Source organism: Marinobacter pelagius (assembly GCF_900114925.1).
Lineage (GTDB): Bacteria > Pseudomonadota > Gammaproteobacteria > Pseudomonadales > Oleiphilaceae > Marinobacter > Marinobacter pelagius.
The window spans coordinates 194,440-208,245 of record NZ_FOUR01000002.1 but is presented as its reverse complement, the minus strand read 5'-3'; the positions used below and the strand labels follow the sequence as shown (position 1 = coordinate 208,245).

Annotated in this window: 24 protein-coding genes and 1 tRNA gene; 2 read left to right on the top strand and 23 right to left on the bottom strand. The window is 58.7% G+C overall.

Going from position 1 to position 13,806, the window contains the following annotated elements; all coding sequences use genetic code 11:
* Positions 1 to 45 precede the first annotated feature (45 nt).
* A complete protein-coding gene (locus BM254_RS05140) occupies positions 46 to 609 on the top strand; it encodes a winged helix DNA-binding protein (protein ID WP_091999736.1) in 564 nt (187 codons plus the stop codon).
* Here the strand turns inward: BM254_RS05140 and BM254_RS05135 are convergent.
* Positions 601 to 1,410 carry an RluA family pseudouridine synthase gene (locus BM254_RS05135; RefSeq protein ID WP_091999733.1) on the bottom strand — a complete coding sequence of 270 codons (810 nt, stop codon included), beginning with the start codon at positions 1,408 to 1,410 and terminating at the stop codon, positions 601 to 603. The genes BM254_RS05140 and BM254_RS05135 overlap by 9 nt on opposite strands.
* Positions 1,411 to 1,540: 130 nt before the next feature.
* Here BM254_RS05135 and BM254_RS05130 point away from each other — a divergent pair, with 130 nt between their 5' ends.
* Positions 1,541 to 2,077, top strand: coding sequence for a lipocalin family protein (locus tag BM254_RS05130; RefSeq protein WP_091999731.1), 537 nt, complete (start codon positions 1,541 to 1,543; stop codon positions 2,075 to 2,077).
* A gap of 20 nt (positions 2,078 to 2,097) precedes the next feature.
* On the opposite strand, the gene BM254_RS05125 is transcribed toward BM254_RS05130, so the two are convergent.
* From BM254_RS05125 to BM254_RS05030, 22 genes are all read right to left on the bottom strand, one after another.
* The gene (locus BM254_RS05125) at positions 2,098 to 2,328 is read right to left on the bottom strand and encodes a hypothetical protein (RefSeq protein ID WP_091999729.1); all 231 of its coding nucleotides are present in this window, start codon (positions 2,326 to 2,328) and stop codon (positions 2,098 to 2,100) included.
* A 98-nt stretch (positions 2,329 to 2,426) separates the two neighbouring features.
* Positions 2,427 to 2,532 (bottom strand) — tRNA-Val (locus BM254_RS17740).
* Between the two features lie 60 nt (positions 2,533 to 2,592).
* Positions 2,593 to 3,726 carry a phage integrase Arm DNA-binding domain-containing protein gene (locus BM254_RS05120; RefSeq protein ID WP_091999726.1) on the bottom strand — a complete coding sequence of 378 codons (1,134 nt, stop codon included), beginning with the start codon at positions 3,724 to 3,726 and terminating at the stop codon, positions 2,593 to 2,595.
* The gene (locus BM254_RS05115) at positions 3,726 to 3,926 is read right to left on the bottom strand and encodes a DNA-binding protein (RefSeq protein ID WP_091999723.1); all 201 of its coding nucleotides are present in this window, start codon (positions 3,924 to 3,926) and stop codon (positions 3,726 to 3,728) included. Before BM254_RS05115 ends, BM254_RS05120 begins: the two co-directional genes overlap by 1 nt.
* Before the next feature lie 225 nt (positions 3,927 to 4,151).
* Positions 4,152 to 4,694 (bottom strand): hypothetical protein, encoded by a 543-nt coding sequence (locus BM254_RS05110; RefSeq protein ID WP_091999722.1) that lies wholly within the window; start codon positions 4,692 to 4,694, stop codon positions 4,152 to 4,154.
* A 214-nt stretch (positions 4,695 to 4,908) separates the two neighbouring features.
* Complete coding sequence (locus tag BM254_RS05105) at positions 4,909 to 5,961, bottom strand: hypothetical protein (protein WP_091999720.1); 1,053 nt, start codon at positions 5,959 to 5,961, stop codon at positions 4,909 to 4,911.
* On the bottom strand, positions 5,958 to 6,134 hold the full coding sequence (locus BM254_RS17735) for a hypothetical protein (RefSeq protein WP_175497207.1): 177 nt from the start codon (positions 6,132 to 6,134) through the stop codon (positions 5,958 to 5,960). The genes BM254_RS05105 and BM254_RS17735 overlap by 4 nt, the downstream gene beginning before the upstream one ends.
* 4 nt (positions 6,135 to 6,138) lie before the next feature.
* On the bottom strand, positions 6,139 to 6,630 hold the full coding sequence (locus BM254_RS05100) for a hypothetical protein (RefSeq protein WP_091999717.1): 492 nt from the start codon (positions 6,628 to 6,630) through the stop codon (positions 6,139 to 6,141).
* Entirely contained in the window at positions 6,627 to 7,706 is a 1,080-nt protein-coding gene (locus BM254_RS05095) for a phage Gp37/Gp68 family protein (RefSeq protein WP_091999714.1), read from the bottom strand. Before BM254_RS05095 ends, BM254_RS05100 begins: the two co-directional genes overlap by 4 nt.
* A 39-nt stretch (positions 7,707 to 7,745) precedes the next feature.
* Entirely contained in the window at positions 7,746 to 9,164 is a 1,419-nt protein-coding gene (locus BM254_RS05090; protein WP_245777370.1) for a DNA cytosine methyltransferase, read from the bottom strand.
* Positions 9,161 to 9,562 (bottom strand): DUF7673 family protein, encoded by a 402-nt coding sequence (locus BM254_RS05085; protein WP_091999712.1) that lies wholly within the window; start codon positions 9,560 to 9,562, stop codon positions 9,161 to 9,163. Before BM254_RS05085 ends, BM254_RS05090 begins: the two co-directional genes overlap by 4 nt.
* 18 nt (positions 9,563 to 9,580) lie before the next feature.
* Positions 9,581 to 10,153, bottom strand: a complete 573-nt coding sequence (locus BM254_RS05080) for a 3'-5' exonuclease family protein (RefSeq protein ID WP_091999709.1) — start codon at positions 10,151 to 10,153, stop codon at positions 9,581 to 9,583.
* A gap of 76 nt (positions 10,154 to 10,229) precedes the next feature.
* Positions 10,230 to 11,090, bottom strand: coding sequence for a DUF2303 family protein (locus tag BM254_RS05075; protein ID WP_091999706.1), 861 nt, complete (start codon positions 11,088 to 11,090; stop codon positions 10,230 to 10,232).
* 3 nt (positions 11,091 to 11,093) lie between these two features.
* A complete protein-coding gene (locus tag BM254_RS05070; protein WP_091999703.1) occupies positions 11,094 to 11,459 on the bottom strand; it encodes a hypothetical protein in 366 nt (121 codons plus the stop codon).
* Positions 11,456 to 11,701: a hypothetical protein gene (locus BM254_RS05065; RefSeq protein WP_091999699.1), complete on the bottom strand. Its 246-nt coding sequence runs from the start codon at positions 11,699 to 11,701 to the stop codon at positions 11,456 to 11,458. The genes BM254_RS05070 and BM254_RS05065 overlap by 4 nt, the downstream gene beginning before the upstream one ends.
* Positions 11,701 to 11,970, bottom strand: coding sequence for a hypothetical protein (locus BM254_RS05060; protein WP_091999696.1), 270 nt, complete (start codon positions 11,968 to 11,970; stop codon positions 11,701 to 11,703). Before BM254_RS05060 ends, BM254_RS05065 begins: the two co-directional genes overlap by 1 nt.
* Complete coding sequence (locus BM254_RS05055; RefSeq protein ID WP_091999693.1) at positions 11,967 to 12,398, bottom strand: DUF7673 family protein; 432 nt, start codon at positions 12,396 to 12,398, stop codon at positions 11,967 to 11,969. Before BM254_RS05055 ends, BM254_RS05060 begins: the two co-directional genes overlap by 4 nt.
* A gap of 14 nt (positions 12,399 to 12,412) precedes the next feature.
* Positions 12,413 to 12,610 (bottom strand): hypothetical protein, encoded by a 198-nt coding sequence (locus BM254_RS05050; protein ID WP_091999689.1) that lies wholly within the window; start codon positions 12,608 to 12,610, stop codon positions 12,413 to 12,415.
* 10 nt (positions 12,611 to 12,620) lie between these two features.
* Positions 12,621 to 12,869, bottom strand: a complete 249-nt coding sequence (locus tag BM254_RS05045; RefSeq protein WP_091999686.1) for a hypothetical protein — start codon at positions 12,867 to 12,869, stop codon at positions 12,621 to 12,623.
* The gene (locus tag BM254_RS05040) at positions 12,866 to 13,159 is read right to left on the bottom strand and encodes a phage antirepressor KilAC domain-containing protein (RefSeq protein ID WP_091999684.1); all 294 of its coding nucleotides are present in this window, start codon (positions 13,157 to 13,159) and stop codon (positions 12,866 to 12,868) included. Before BM254_RS05040 ends, BM254_RS05045 begins: the two co-directional genes overlap by 4 nt.
* Positions 13,156 to 13,353 carry a hypothetical protein gene (locus tag BM254_RS05035; protein ID WP_091999681.1) on the bottom strand — a complete coding sequence of 66 codons (198 nt, stop codon included), beginning with the start codon at positions 13,351 to 13,353 and terminating at the stop codon, positions 13,156 to 13,158. The genes BM254_RS05040 and BM254_RS05035 overlap by 4 nt, the downstream gene beginning before the upstream one ends.
* The gene (locus BM254_RS05030) at positions 13,353 to 13,763 is read right to left on the bottom strand and encodes a helix-turn-helix domain-containing protein (RefSeq protein WP_091999679.1); all 411 of its coding nucleotides are present in this window, start codon (positions 13,761 to 13,763) and stop codon (positions 13,353 to 13,355) included. The genes BM254_RS05035 and BM254_RS05030 overlap by 1 nt, the downstream gene beginning before the upstream one ends.
* Positions 13,764 to 13,806 lie beyond the last annotated feature (43 nt).

Below are 13,806 nucleotides of genomic sequence, written 5' to 3'. Positions count from 1 at the left end.
GGGCAGGCTATTTGGAGTATCGAACAGGATTGTCGTGGTGGGCCTATGAAGAAAAGCGCAGACAAGGAATTGACCGAACAGGGCAGGGAAGAGCAGCCAGGCGCAAGAGGCGTAGGGCCGATTGTGTCCTCGGCACACCTGTCGGGCCGTGCAGCCGAACTCTCGGAGCTTGAATTCGGGCTGATTGTTGCGGGAAATGCCTTCGACCGTTGGATGGTGCGCTGTATGAACGCAGCGGGTCTTCCTGATATGAGCCCCCTTGATATCCTCGTGTTGCATAGCGTGAACCATCGCGGCCGGTCCAAAAAATCGGCGGATATCTGCCTGGTGCTGAACGTGGAGGATACCCACACTGTCACCTACGCACTCAAGAAGCTCTTGAAGCATGAGGTGGTGATTTCGGAGCGCCGTGGCAAGGAAACGTTCTATTCCATCACCGACAAGGGTGAGGCAATCTGTCAGGCTTACGCAGAGATTCGGGAAAACTGCCTGGTGGACTCGCTACGGACGCTTGGCTTCTCCAATACCGACCTTGGCTCCATTGCCAGCTTCCTCCGGGGCATCTCGGGGCTGTATGACCAGGCCGCACGGTCGGCCGCATCACTGTAGCTGATGTGCTTCAGGAAGGCGGAATGATACCTGGCGACGGAATATGGGGCAGTCGAATTCCAGAAGCCAGGCAAGCAGCTGCAGGGGAACCGGGGCGGCGTTGCCATAGAGCCGATCACCCACGATAGGGTGGCCGATGCCGGCCAGGTGGCGGCGAATCTGGTGCTTGCGGCCGGTTTCGATCCGGACCCTCAGCAGCGTCGTCTGCTGTTGCTCATCCAGTGCCAGAGTGGTGATGTGGCTGAGGGCGGCTTTTCCTTCCACGGGTGCGTCAATGACCCGGTCCTTGGCCTCCAGTAATCCGGTTACCCGTGCCTGATAGACCTTGGTAACCGATCTTCCCGAGAATAACTGCGATAATGCTCCGGCGGCCTTGGCGTCATGGGCGATCAGCATTAAGCCCGCAGCGTCGGCATCCAGGCGGTGAATCAAAAAGCAGGGCTTTTTCAGTGAAACCTCCGCCCATCGCAAGAGGCTGCAATGGTCTCCCCACTGGGACCCCTGGGCCAGCATGCCGTGGGGTTTGAACCACACTGAATAACGGCCCAGATCTTCCAGAAGCTCCGCCGGCTCCGGCTTTCTCGCAAGTACCGTGTCGTCGTAGAACAGTTGCAGACGGGTGCCTGCCTTCACGTCGCGCTTGGCCTTGCGCAGGCGCACCTGCTTGCCCTTGACCATCCACCAGCAGGCGCCCTTCGCCATGGCATCCTTGATGCGCTGTTTGGGCAACCCCGAGGCTTCCGCAAGGGCATCTACAGCGGTCTGATCCTGAGCGAGGGTAAGGTCGACGGTGGTTCGCATAGTGTAAGGTTGGACTCTGAAAGAGGCTGATAATCCGGGGGATTATAATGGAAATTGCATACCATCCCGAGAAAACTCCACGACACTTCGAGCGTACCTCTTTGTAAATCCACGAAACAGGCTGGTCATCATGAGAACACTCCTGGCAGGAATCACGGCTTTGGCACTGGCTGGTTGCACCGGTGTGCCCGAAGGTATTGAGCCGGTTACCGGATTTGATACCGAGCGTTACCTGGGTACCTGGTACGAAATCGCCCGTCTGGATCACTCATTCGAGGAGGGCCTGAGTAACGTCAGTGCCGAATACAGCCTCAATGACGATGGCAGTATCAAGGTTATCAACCGCGGTTACGATGCCGAGGCCGACAAGTGGAAGGAAGCCGATGGCCGGGCGGCGTTTGTAGAAGGGGAAAACACCGGTCATCTCAAGGTGTCTTTCTTCGGACCCTTCTATGCCTCCTACGTGGTCTTTGAGCTGGATAGGGAGGACTATTCCTATGTCTTTGTCACGGGGTATGACCGGGATTATCTGTGGTTCCTGTCACGTACTCCGGAGGTAAGCGATGAGGCACTGGAGGCATTCAGGGATCGCGCGAAGGCGGAAGGGTTCGATCTGAGCGAATTGATCGTGGTAGAGCAGCAGAAGCATTCGGGCGACCAGAAGTAAGAATTCATGGCGCCTGGTGATTAAAACAGGACTTCCGCCCGTGCAAATCCCAACGCATCCAGTTCCGAGACTGCGGTATCGAGGGATGCATAGCTGCATACCTCGTCAAGGTCAGAAATCAGGAAAAAGCTTTGCCCGCCGAGTATTTTGATGAGCACGACCCACTCGGTTGCATCCGACGGCGATCTGACGATCTTGACGGAGTCGACCTGGCTTTTTTCCCGAAGGGTTTTTATTTCGTGTTTTTTCATCAGCTACAGAATGGGGTGGTCTCGAGCACAAGGCAAGAATAAACAAGAAAAAAGCCGTGCTGGTTTCCCGGCACGGCTTTTGGAATCTTTGGCAGGATTGGTAGGACCACCCAGATTCGAACTGGGGACCTCTACCATGTCAAAATTGCATTTCAACGCCTGCAACCTGTTGAAAGCAAAGTAATTAAGCCGCTAAATTACCCGCCTTCCGTGCACACTTTGCAGCTATTGTAAATCAACGCATTACGTACTGTATATCTCGAATCATTTCCCGCCGGCTTTCAGGTCTAATCCTGCCTCCACCATCACCCACTGCCGCTCATGCCCCTGCTGGTAATGCTCCGTCATTTTCTGATCAGCGTGAGCCATGAGCGGCTGGATGTAGGTCTCGTTATCGTACCCTTGCTTTTTGTACAACCATGAGCCCAGGGCGCGGATTTCGTGGAATGTGGGGCGGTTCTGCCTGGGCATGGCTTCGAAGCATTTGCACTTGTCCCGGGTTTTGCGGAACTCGGCGGTGAAGGTGTTGGGTGTGAGCTTGGTCCAGTGGTCGCGGCCTTCGGCTTCCACCTTGCGCTCTGGCCTTCGGTGGATGATGTAGGGGCTGGCGATGCCGGATTGCCTGGCCCGGGTGATGATGTCTTCCAGCTGGGGGCAGTGGATCTTCAAGTGTGAGTGTTCGTGCTTGCTGGATTTTTGGCGGACTACCTGGAGGGTTTTGTCCTGGTAGTCTGAGAACTTCATGTTGATGACTTCCGCGCGGCCCTGGAGGGTGATCAGTGCGATCTCCATGGCGAGCTGCATCCAGGGTTCGGCCTTTTCGTGGATCTCCCAGAACTGGGGCAGAGTGAGGCGCCGCCGGGCCTTTTCATATTCGGACTTGGCGTAGGTGATTTCTGCCGGGTTGCCGGCTTCGGCTGGGTACAGGCCTTTCATGATGGCGAACCGGAACAGGTCGATCAGGGTGGCGCGGTGTTTGATGTAGGCGTCCCGCTGGAAGTTCTTGTCCAGGTAGTTGGCGATGTAGGGCACGTCGACTTCATCGATCGGTTGGGTGCCGATATCCCGGGCGATCCTGTTGAGGCGGTACTCGAGTATTTTCAGGGTGCCGGCGGCCAGCTTTTTGCCGGGTACGAATTCTTCCCGGTACCGCTTGATCAGGTGGGCTACGTCCTTGTTTGCGGTGCCCATTACCTGGCTCACCAGGTCTGACTCTTTGATCAGTATGCTGTTGAGCTGGCGAGCGGCGGCGTTGGCTTCCTGCCTGTTGCTCCCCATGGGGTGGTACTTCCCGGTCTTGGGATGCTTGTAGCTGAAATAGGTGACGCCGTTTTTGGTGTAGGCGTACAGGTTCAGCGCCAGATCCTTGTTCTTCCTGAGCCGTTTTCTCGGTGCCATCAGCCTGCCAGTACCTTATCCACCAGTGGGTTGCCGGTGGTCTGTTTTTCCTTGTCCGGATCTACGAACCACATGCCGCCGTATTTTCGGGCGCCAACGATGTGACCCTCGTTCGCCCATTTGTAGCACACACGCATGGATGGGCGGGGTTCGGCGAAGGTCTGCTTTCGCCATTCTTCCAGGGGAATGAGTTTTGCCATAGTGGTTACCTCACTACTTCATCTCTGCTGGGTCCTGGGGGAGCGATTTGAGGCAGAAGAATTCGGGGCCTCGATCAAAGGGGCATTGGCAGTCCGGGTAATTGCAGTACTGCTCTTTCCGAGCGCGCTCCTTTGATTTCGCTTTTCCATCGTGCGGGCAGTAGGCGCAATAGCCGTAGCGGCCGCACGGGTTGCTGCCATCCGGGCAGAGAAAGGGCGGGGTGGTTACTGGCATTGGTTGCCTCCCGCCTGCTTGGCGTCCAGTTCCCGAGCTTCCATATCCAGTCGATCCGCTTCCCTCAGAAGGTGGGGGCTGGCCATCCTCGCATAGGGGTTCTTGTGCAGCAGATCTACAGACGCCCGCAAGACCTCAGCTTTCTGCCTCAGGATCATGGCATCGAAGGACTTGCTGGCGCTGTCATCGTACTTCCCGATGACCCGGTTCAGTTCGTCCCAGAAGCCGGCACTCAGGTTGACGACTTGTCGCCCACTCCCATCCCAGTCAGGTTCCGCCCGCAATAGGAGATCCCGCTGAATAGACTGGCAGATGGTGAGAAGCTCCACTTCTCGCGCCTGAGCCTGTTCGAGTTGCTGACGGAGTTCTTCGTTCTGATCTCGCTGTTTCAGAATTAGATCAGCCAAGTTTTCTTTTTGATCTTGCGGAGTTGGTCGGTTGCGCCCGTAATCACGCTCTAGGTTTGCTTGCATTTGTTCTCGCTCAAGAGCGTCACCCTCCTTGCGCCTTTTATCTGTTATTCTGTTTTTCATGACTCCTCTCCATGCTCGACTGGCGGCCCTGCCTCAAAGTCCACGTCAAAGTGAGTGCCCCGAAGAATCGAGCCTTTTTGTCCGCAGTGCATACACTGTATTGGAGTAACGTCACCGTGAGGCGGATAATCTTTCACCACACCGCTTTTGTGGGGATTTTCCGGGCAGTTGATATGCCAAATGCAGCGCGGGCACTTTTGGATAACGATCTGCATCACCCACCTCCCTGTGCTGTTGGTTGTGGGCGCTTGAGGCCGGTGCGAGCCCACATGAAAGAGTCTTTCGGGTCGGCCAGGTATCTCCATGACGTGGTTCTGAATAACACCCTTTCAGTCTCGCCCTTGGGCCAGCGCAGCCAAATCCTTCCCTCGCAATCGGCATCTGAGTCGGTCGGCAAGCGCTCGTCACATCTCACCCACTCATGGCTCTCTGCGCTGTTTTTTAGCGCTGGGCGCTCGAATTCGTTAACCGGAAGTGCGCCTTCCTCCATCACTTCAATACAGCTGATATTAAGGCCATAGGTTTCGTTGCCATCATCATCTTTGAGGTTGCCGACCCAAAGGACGCCTTCACCGAAATCATCGCGGCCTTCATTCCAGCCGGTCATAGTCATGATATTTTCAATGTCTTCGTAACTTAGAAGCATCGACTGTGGAACCAGGGCGAACCCCTCCGGCACACTCCCTTGCTGGGCGGGCTGGGGCTGGGTGTCGGCGTAGATGAGAGGGCGGCAATACCAGTCATCCGCATAATCTTCCCAGCCTTCAGGAGGCTCAGGCTTTTGAAATGTCAGTTTTGACCCGTAAAGTGCTGGCGACACCCACGCCACCGGCTCCACCTCCCCACTTGCGAGCGCTTGGGCGGGCTGTGGCTGGGTGTAGATCACGGGCAGCCGCACAGCCTTGCACTTATTCGGCAGCATTCGCTCCGCTTCTTTTGCCTCAGCTTCTGAATACCGGCCCGCCTCGTGAATGTCGTTGGTGTAGCCCCGATGGTCTGGTCGCTCCCACACGCCGCGAGTCGTGAGGTAATCTCCGCGCATCTGGATCAGCCACTGGCTGTCGGCTGGCTCCGCACCCTGACCACCCTGAGCGCGGGCGACGTCATACGCAGATTCATAGCCCCGGAAAAAGTTGCGCCATGCGGTTTGCAGGCCTTCCTGAACATACAGGCCGTTTTCGTTTCTCTCGCTGCTGTAGCCTTTGGGAATGATCACTTCGGCCTCGAAGTATTTCCTGGCTTGCTCCTTGAGTTGACTTTTGTTCATGGCATTACCCACCAAATCTGCATCGAAAAGTAGGCCACCAGAAGGCCGGTTAGCTGGCTGACAATGGCCAGGGTGCTGGGCGTGCGGTGGCAGTGGTAGGCCAGTACCAGGTACAGGCCCATTGCTAAGTAGAAGGGGATCAGGTTGTACAGCGTGGTTGAGATGATCCCCATCGGGTCAGGCCTCCAGCTTGAAATCCGGGTTCATGGCGTAGCGGTCCATTCCGATCTCCCGGATGACACCTTCTTTGGCCAGGCGCTTGCAGCGGCTGGCGCTGATGGTGCGGCCGTTGCGAGCGTCTTTGTCCGGGAGGCCTTCGATGGCGGCGCGGCGTACCTTGGCGTGGATCTTGAGGTGCGCGCCTTCCTGGAGGGCGCTGATGATGTCTCTCATGGCCCTGTCGTCTGTGCGGCGGCTGATGTGGGTGGCGCTTTCACCGGTGTCGCTGGTTTGGTGTGGCATGGCTGCCTCCTGTTGTTGATGTTTTTGGGCCCGGGCCTTGTTGATGCGGCGTGCAACGCGCTCGATCTCTGCCCAGACAACGCGGCGGATTTTGTGGCACATGCGGAAGGCCGGGCCGGGTAGGGCGCGGCCACGGTTGGCATCGCCAATGAGGGCTTTGCTGTGGCGGTAGGCCTGGATCAGGAAGTTGAGGCGGGTGGTGATCATTGGTCTACTCCTGGGTACTGATTCCAGGTTTCACCATCCAGCAACCGCCCGGCTCGCTTCTTACCGAATCGCCAAGTTTTCCCGGGCGGATGGGGAGGATCGAAGTAGTAGCCAGCCGAATCCGGCAAGTCATCAGGCAGCCCACCGTCAGGGGACGGCGCGAACTCACCCCACTGCTTGAACAGAAACGGAACGCCAGCTTCCTGGCATTGATCACGCAGGGTCCTTGCCCAATCTGGATGCATGGGGCGGGCGTTGGTTCCGGATTCTCCTCCAACAACCACCCAATCAATCGCCGGCCTGACCCATGCACTCCCTTCCTGCTCTCCCTGAGAAAGCATCGCAGCGGCCATCGGGTCCATTTCCCGTAGTTCGTGATCTCCACGTTTCAGAAAGGGGCGCAACATTACTGAGCCAAGTAATGGCTCGGCGCTGATCCATCGAACAGCTGCCGGCGCGCTCAGCAAAAGCGGGATTCGCTCGTTTGCTGTTGCCTGATCCTCAACGCTCACGCCAAGCCAAACGTTCTTCAGTGGCCAGCCATCCCGCAGTTCAACCCGTAGGCTCTCGCCCTTGCTTGGCAAGATCTGAGACGCTTTATCTGCGAGGAAGAATGGTCGCCAGTCGTGGTCTGGAAACTTTTGCTGTAACTGCTTGCTATCGAAGAGCGGGCGCTCAGGGTGATCGTCAATCCATTGGAAGAATTCCAGCATCCTTTCTGGCCGCTTGGTGAGCACCTGGAACGTGTGCCAGGACGCGGCCGCCATGATTCCGAAGATGCCGGCGATCTCTTCGAAGGATACGTCTGGATGAAACAGATCACTCATGCTATTCACGAAGATCCGGCGGGGCTTAGTCCAGCGACAGGGCTCATCAAGCTTGTGCTCCACCAGGCTGACCTGCCCGTTCCACTGTCCGCCTTTGGCGATCAGCCCTTCGTATGGCTGGCCGGGGCTGGAAAATCGCTTTGCTACGGTCTCTGCGTAGCAGTTTCGGCACCCTTCGCTCACTCGGGAGCAACCTCGGATCGGGTTCCATGTGGATTCGGTCCACTCAATTCCGGTTTTAAGACCCATGGCTTATTTCTCCCCGTGTGGTGACGTTTTTGGTGGTGATCATGCGGTGGCCTCCAGTTTCTTCTCGTGGGCGAAGTTGGCCTCAACCAAGGCTCGCGGCCATACCGGCGGCACGCTGTTTCCGCACATCCGGACCTGGGCATACCCTGGTATTGGCTTGCCGTTGAATTCGGGTGATATCACGTAGTCCGCTGGGAAACCCTGAGCCATGAACAGCTCGTGAGGCTTGAGCATCCGCATGCCGATATCCGTGATTACATAGGTGGCCCCGTCGATCTGGACGGTGATCAGCTGCAGCCGATCTTTGGTTGTGGCAGTAGGGGCTGGCTGGCGCAGGTCTCGTCCTGTCTCTCCCGATCCGCTTCCGTAGTACGGGGCCATAAAGGCAGCCACGAGAGAGTGGTGGTCAACAGTGGTAACTGTGCTGAGCGGTTTTCTCAGATCGGTACCAACCACACCGGTGTAGTGCTTGGCCAGGAATGCGGTTACCAGGGCATGTCGGTTCTCTGTTGTGATGGTGGTTAGCGGTTCCTGTGCACTCCAGCTGCAGCCGCTCCTGGCGCTGCCATGATCTATGGCGATCAGTGTGTGCACGATGATCGAGGCATCCGCATTAACAATGAACGGCTCTTCAGCATCGATGACAAACCGCTTCATGCCCTGGGCAATCCGCCGCAGGGTATTCTCAGCCAGCGGCCGCTTTCTCGTGAAAATAGACGGGCACGGAATTGACCAATCAATGCACTCTGCAGCGGTCCGGTAGGGCTTGGCTCGACCGCGTTTGACTGGCAGGGAGTCGACTGGCCCATGGCTGGGCTTTGGCCAAATGATCTTGCGGCCGTCCCGGCGGGCGATCATGAACAGGCGCTTTCGGATGGTTGGGGCGCCGTAGTCGCAGGCACGAAGCTGGCGCCATTCCACCTGGTAACCGAGACGCTCAAGCTGGGCAACGAACTTCCTGAACTCTTGGCCTTTCCGCTCCGGGCAGGGGATCAGGTGGGGCTTTCCATCCGGGAATGTGACCACCTCGCCATCGGGGCCACGTTTCGGTATGACTGGCCCCCAGTCCTGAAACTCTTCCACGTTCTCCAGCATAATCACCCGGGGCCTGGTGCGGCGTGCCCATTTCACGACGACCCACGCAAGCCCACGGCGTTTGGCCGAGACAGGCTTGCCGCCTTTGGCTTTGCTGTGGTGAGTGCAATCCGGGCTGGCCCAGAGCAGGCCCACGGGCTGGTTCCCCGTGACCTCTACGGGGTTAACCTTGAACACGCTCTCACAGAAGTGGCGTGTTTGTGGGTGGTTTGCCTGGTGCATGGTGATGGCCATGGGGTCGTGGTTTACGCCGATATCCACCGGCCGGCCGATGCCCTGCTCAATGCCGCAGGATGCACCACCGCCACCGGCGAATAGATCCACCACCAGTTCATGGCCCAGGTCCAGCCCTGCCTGCTTCACGCTTCTGCCCTCCGCTTCTCATGCATGTCACCCCACACATCGATAATTTCGATGATCTGCTCTTGGGTGAGGTAGCGTTCAAGGTGATGGCCCGGGCCAAGTGTGGACAGTAATGCGATGGCGGCCTCGGTGTTGTCGATGTCCAGGCTGCATATTACGTCGCGCAGGTTGGCCACGTAGTTGTTGTTCCAAAGGGACAGAAGCAGGGCACTGGCTGCACGGCCTCCGCCGGTGTCGCCCCGGGCGATCTGGTAAAGTTTGGTGGCGGCGGCCTGTGGATCGTTCTGGTAGCGCTCTCGGGATTCGGCTTCCTTTTTGCGCTGCATGGCTTCCCATTCTTCCGGGGTGCGGTAGAGGGTGGCGTTGCCGTTGAATTTTGGATCTTGAACGTATTCCATCGTGCTTTCTCCTGCGTTTTATGCGGCGACTGGGCGAAAAGCGGCCATGGCCTGGATGAGTGCGAGGGTGGTTCGGCAGTCGGTGAGGGCGCGGTGGGCGTTGCCGTCTACCTGTACGCCCATCTGGGCGGCGGCTTTTTCGAGAGATTGCCACCGGTACCGGTCCCGCTGGTGGTCCCATTCGCCGTGAAATCTGGCGTAGTTGACCATGGCGCAATGGGGGCTGATGCGTGGGCCGGGAAAGCCGTGGATACGGGCGCTCTGCATGATCAGGCGGGCATCGAAGGCGGAGTTGAACATCACCACGGTGCGGTTGTGGGTGATGCCCTGCAGATCGGGCAGCACGTGATTAAAGTAGGGCGCGTCTGCCAGCTGGTCCTCGGTGATGTGGTGGACGGCCTGGGCCTCGGGGCTGATTTCGCCCACGGGGTGCACCAGGGTGTCCAGCAGTACGTTGCCTTCGCAATCGATGGCGCTGATTTCCACGATCTCATCGGTGGGGCCGAGGCCGGTGGTTTCGGTGTCGATGATAACGGCGTTGTCCTGCAGCCAGAACCTGGCCATGTCTGCTGCGAGTTGTTTGATGGTCATGCTGGTCTCCTCTGTTGGCATCTGGCAGGGCTCTCAGCGAAAGCTCTCTCAGATGCGCCCCGTGGGGCGCGGTTGGTTACTTGGGATCAAAGATGCCCACGAAGGTGCGCACTTCGGTGTCTTCAAAGCCTTTGCGCAGGCGCTCTTCCAGTTCTTTGGCCATTTCCTCCCGGGCGGTTTCCAGGCGCACGATGCGGGCGCTGAACTGGGGCTTGTCTCCGGTGATGAGGCTCAGGCGGATCAGGAAGGTGCGTTCGCTCAGGCCCTGGTAGGGCTCGCAGGTGAAGTGCAGGAAAGCCGGGAGCTGGTCTTTGTGCTTGGCTTCCACCTCAGCCATGGCACTCCTGCGGCTGCTGAAGGTTTGTTCTTCGCTGGTGGCCTCGGCGCTGGTGCCGATGGTGACTCGGCGGATGGCGCTGACGGCGGCGGCCAGTGGCAGCACGGTTTCCAGGTCTTCGGCGAAAGTTTTGAGGTGGTCCCGCCAGTCTTCCAGCCATTCGGCCAGGGTGCGCTGGTCGAGGCGGGCGCCGTTGATTTTCATGAGCTCACGGAAGGATTCGGTTTCCTGAAGGTCGAGGTAGGCGCGGTGATCGCCGTGGCCGGGGGCGTCCACTTCTCCCAGGTTGAAGAAGGCGACGGCTTTCATTACCTCCGGACTGACAAAGCACGGGAAGTGATCGGCTGCAAACTCGCCGTACTGGTCGACGGTGGTGGTCACGAATTCCACGAACTCGTCAATCAGGCTGGTTTTCATGGAGCCCCGGTACCGGCGGCGGTTTTCCAGGTAGTTCTCCAGATCGGCAACTTTCACCCCTTCCGGGATGGCTACGGCTGTGCCGTCGGTCTGTTCCTGGATGAACTTCTGGATCTGGTCTGCCTGCACAACTTTCGTGTATTCGTGCAGGGCGCCGTTGTCTTTGAGTGCGTCGGTGGTCATCGGTTATTCCCTGTCCTCGGGGTGGGTTTGCGGATCACCGGTGCGGGTGAACAGCTGGTTCTGGTTTTCGGGGAACATGCTCATGCGGCCACCGCTGTTCACGTGCATCACGCTTTCGGTGGTGTTCTCCTGGCTGTAGCTCCCGTTGGCTTCGGGCACTTTGTAGGTGAGTGCGTGCTTGATGCCGACTCGGTAGCTGTTGCCGATGCGGGCGAACTTGAGCTTGATGGTCAGCTCGCCTTTGTCATCGAAATCGATCACGCCGGCGGCTACATCGCTGAGCGCTCGGGAGACCTTTTCGGCGAATACGCCGCCGTCCAGGTCGTTGATGAATTGGGGCAGGTCTGTACCCCGGTTGCTTGTGCTCACGGGTTCATCTCCGGTTGGTTGGTGAGTTGTTTGCCAATCTTCTCTACCTCCCGGCCCACCAGTCGGCAGAGGCCCTGGCGGGTGGGGTAGTACTTCTCTGCATCCAGCAGTTCATGGCACAGGTGCAGGCCTTGCAGGGGGTCAGCCGCGGCTGCGTTCTGTATCTCGATGCGCAATTCCAGGTCTGACAGGCGCATGAGCGCTGCCAGGTTGTGGGTTTTGGTCATGCAGGCGTGGGCCATCAGTTGCGCTCCTTGGTGGCTTCGGCTCGGTAGTGGCGGATCATCAGGCACAGTTCGCGGTGGCTGGTGCCGGTACCTGTGGCGCCGGCGGCCTCGCGGATTTCAGCCAGGGCCCTGAGCAACCGGGCGTTCTGGCTGCCCAGATCGGCCAAGTTCCGGGTGGCGTGTTCCAGGTGGCCAGCTGCCCGGGCGAAGTGCACCACGAGTTCGTCGTAGGCCACGTGCAGCTCTTCCGGGCTGAGTGCTGGTTGCTGATCCGCCGGGCTCATGCCTCTTCTTCTCCCCAGGCGGCCATCACGGGCGCCATTTCGCTGTGTGTGAGGATCATCCGGATGTTCACCTGGCCTGCGATGATGAAGTTGAGCAGGTGGCGCACGGCGTAGTTGAGTTCGCGCTCGAAGAAGCCCAGTTCATTCAGGTCCAGGGGGTACCGGCCGGGGCTCCATAGGGACAACAGAAAGAGGCCGGCGCGCTTGGCATCGCTGGTGCCTTTCATGGCCTCGTTGAGCAGGGTGGTGACGGCCTGCCGTACGTTGGCCGGGCGTGTGTGCAGGTCCAGCCAGGTGAGGCGGCTTTCCGGGGCCTGCTGGTTCGATGAACTGGCGCTCTGTGAGTGGAATGCGGAGCTTACGTCCCGGGAGGGGAACAGTGAGCTGGGAGCGCCATGTTCGTATGCGGGATTTTTCTCTGATTTCATCGGTGTGAGTCCTTTCAATGGTTGCGTGTTTGGTCAGCCAGACCAGGTACAAGCTGCAGATGAGCAGTACGGCGGTTGTGGCCATGGGGGATGTCCTCCTGTTTCGGCGGCTGGCCCGGGCGGGCGGTGTACTGCAGGTGCTTGCCGACCACTGCCAGGGCTTTCTGGAGCTCGCCTACGGATGTGGTGTCCGGGATGTTGATGGTTGCCATGGGGCTCTCCTTACACTCGGCGGAGGGTGGCTTTGCCGCGGGCCAGCAGGCCCTTGACGGTATGCGGGCTGCTCTGGTGGCCGTTAACCAACCGTTCCACCCGGCTGCGCACTTCGCTCTGGTTGCCCTTGGGGAACAGCTGCACGTGGCTGGCGATGGCCTCTTTGATCGGGGCCGGTTTGCCTGCCAGGACTCGTGTCCAGATCAGCTGCCAGCTGGCGAGGAGTTGGTTGGCCGTGGGCTTATGTTCCTGGTTCATGCATCCGTTCCTGTCTTCTGTGTGTTGGCTTTGGTGATCTCGATTTCGAATTCCCGGGCTAGCCACTGGATGCCCTTATCGGTGGCATGCGGGGTGGCGTAGGTTCTCGGGCCCAGGGTTGGGTGTTCGTAGGATTTGAGCTCGCTGGTGAACAGGCCCTGCTCGACGTAACGGCGGTACGGGAGGTTGTTTTTGTCCAGCACCTGACGGTGGCGCAAAGCGCGGTACAGTTTCTGCGGCCCAAGGTTGAGCATGCGGGCGGCTTCGTAGAGTGGGGTGGTCTGGCTCATGCTTCGGCCTCCCCCAGTGCGGCATCTGCCTTTTTGCACAGCGCCAGCAATTCACCAACGGTCAGGTCGCGGGCGGTTTTGCCGGTGGCCTGAATCTGTTTGGCCAGCTCTTGCTGGAACCAGGCGTTGTCTCCGGATTCCCGCTCCAGATCCCAGATGGGTTGCAGTACCCGGCATACGGTTTGGATATCCATCACGCAGCGCTCCCATGGTTGGCCGGCAGCACTTCTTCCCAGCGCACGCGGTAAACGCCTGGGCTGCGGCTGCTGGCTGTTCTCAGGAATGCATCACCGGTACCGGTGACGGAGGTAACGCCGCTGAGCACAATCAGGCCGGCGGCGATGAGCTGGGTGGAGCTGGCCTTGGCCATGAGGTAGCCCTTGGCAAACGCGCGGGCAATGGCCAGGCAACGGTTGTTGCAGTCAAGCTTGTGGAGCACCGCAGACACCAACTTTTTGGCGCCAGGCTCACCGTGGCCGCGTAGCAGGCCGATGGCGAAGTTCTCTTTGCCCTCTGCCATCCACGCCAGTGTTTCAAGCTCGGCGTTGGTGAACTTGCGGTTCTTGTTGCAGGCTGTGAATTCGGTGGCGGTGAAGGTGTCCATTAAGTTTCCCTCAATTCAATTAAGAATTAAGGCAAACTTAACC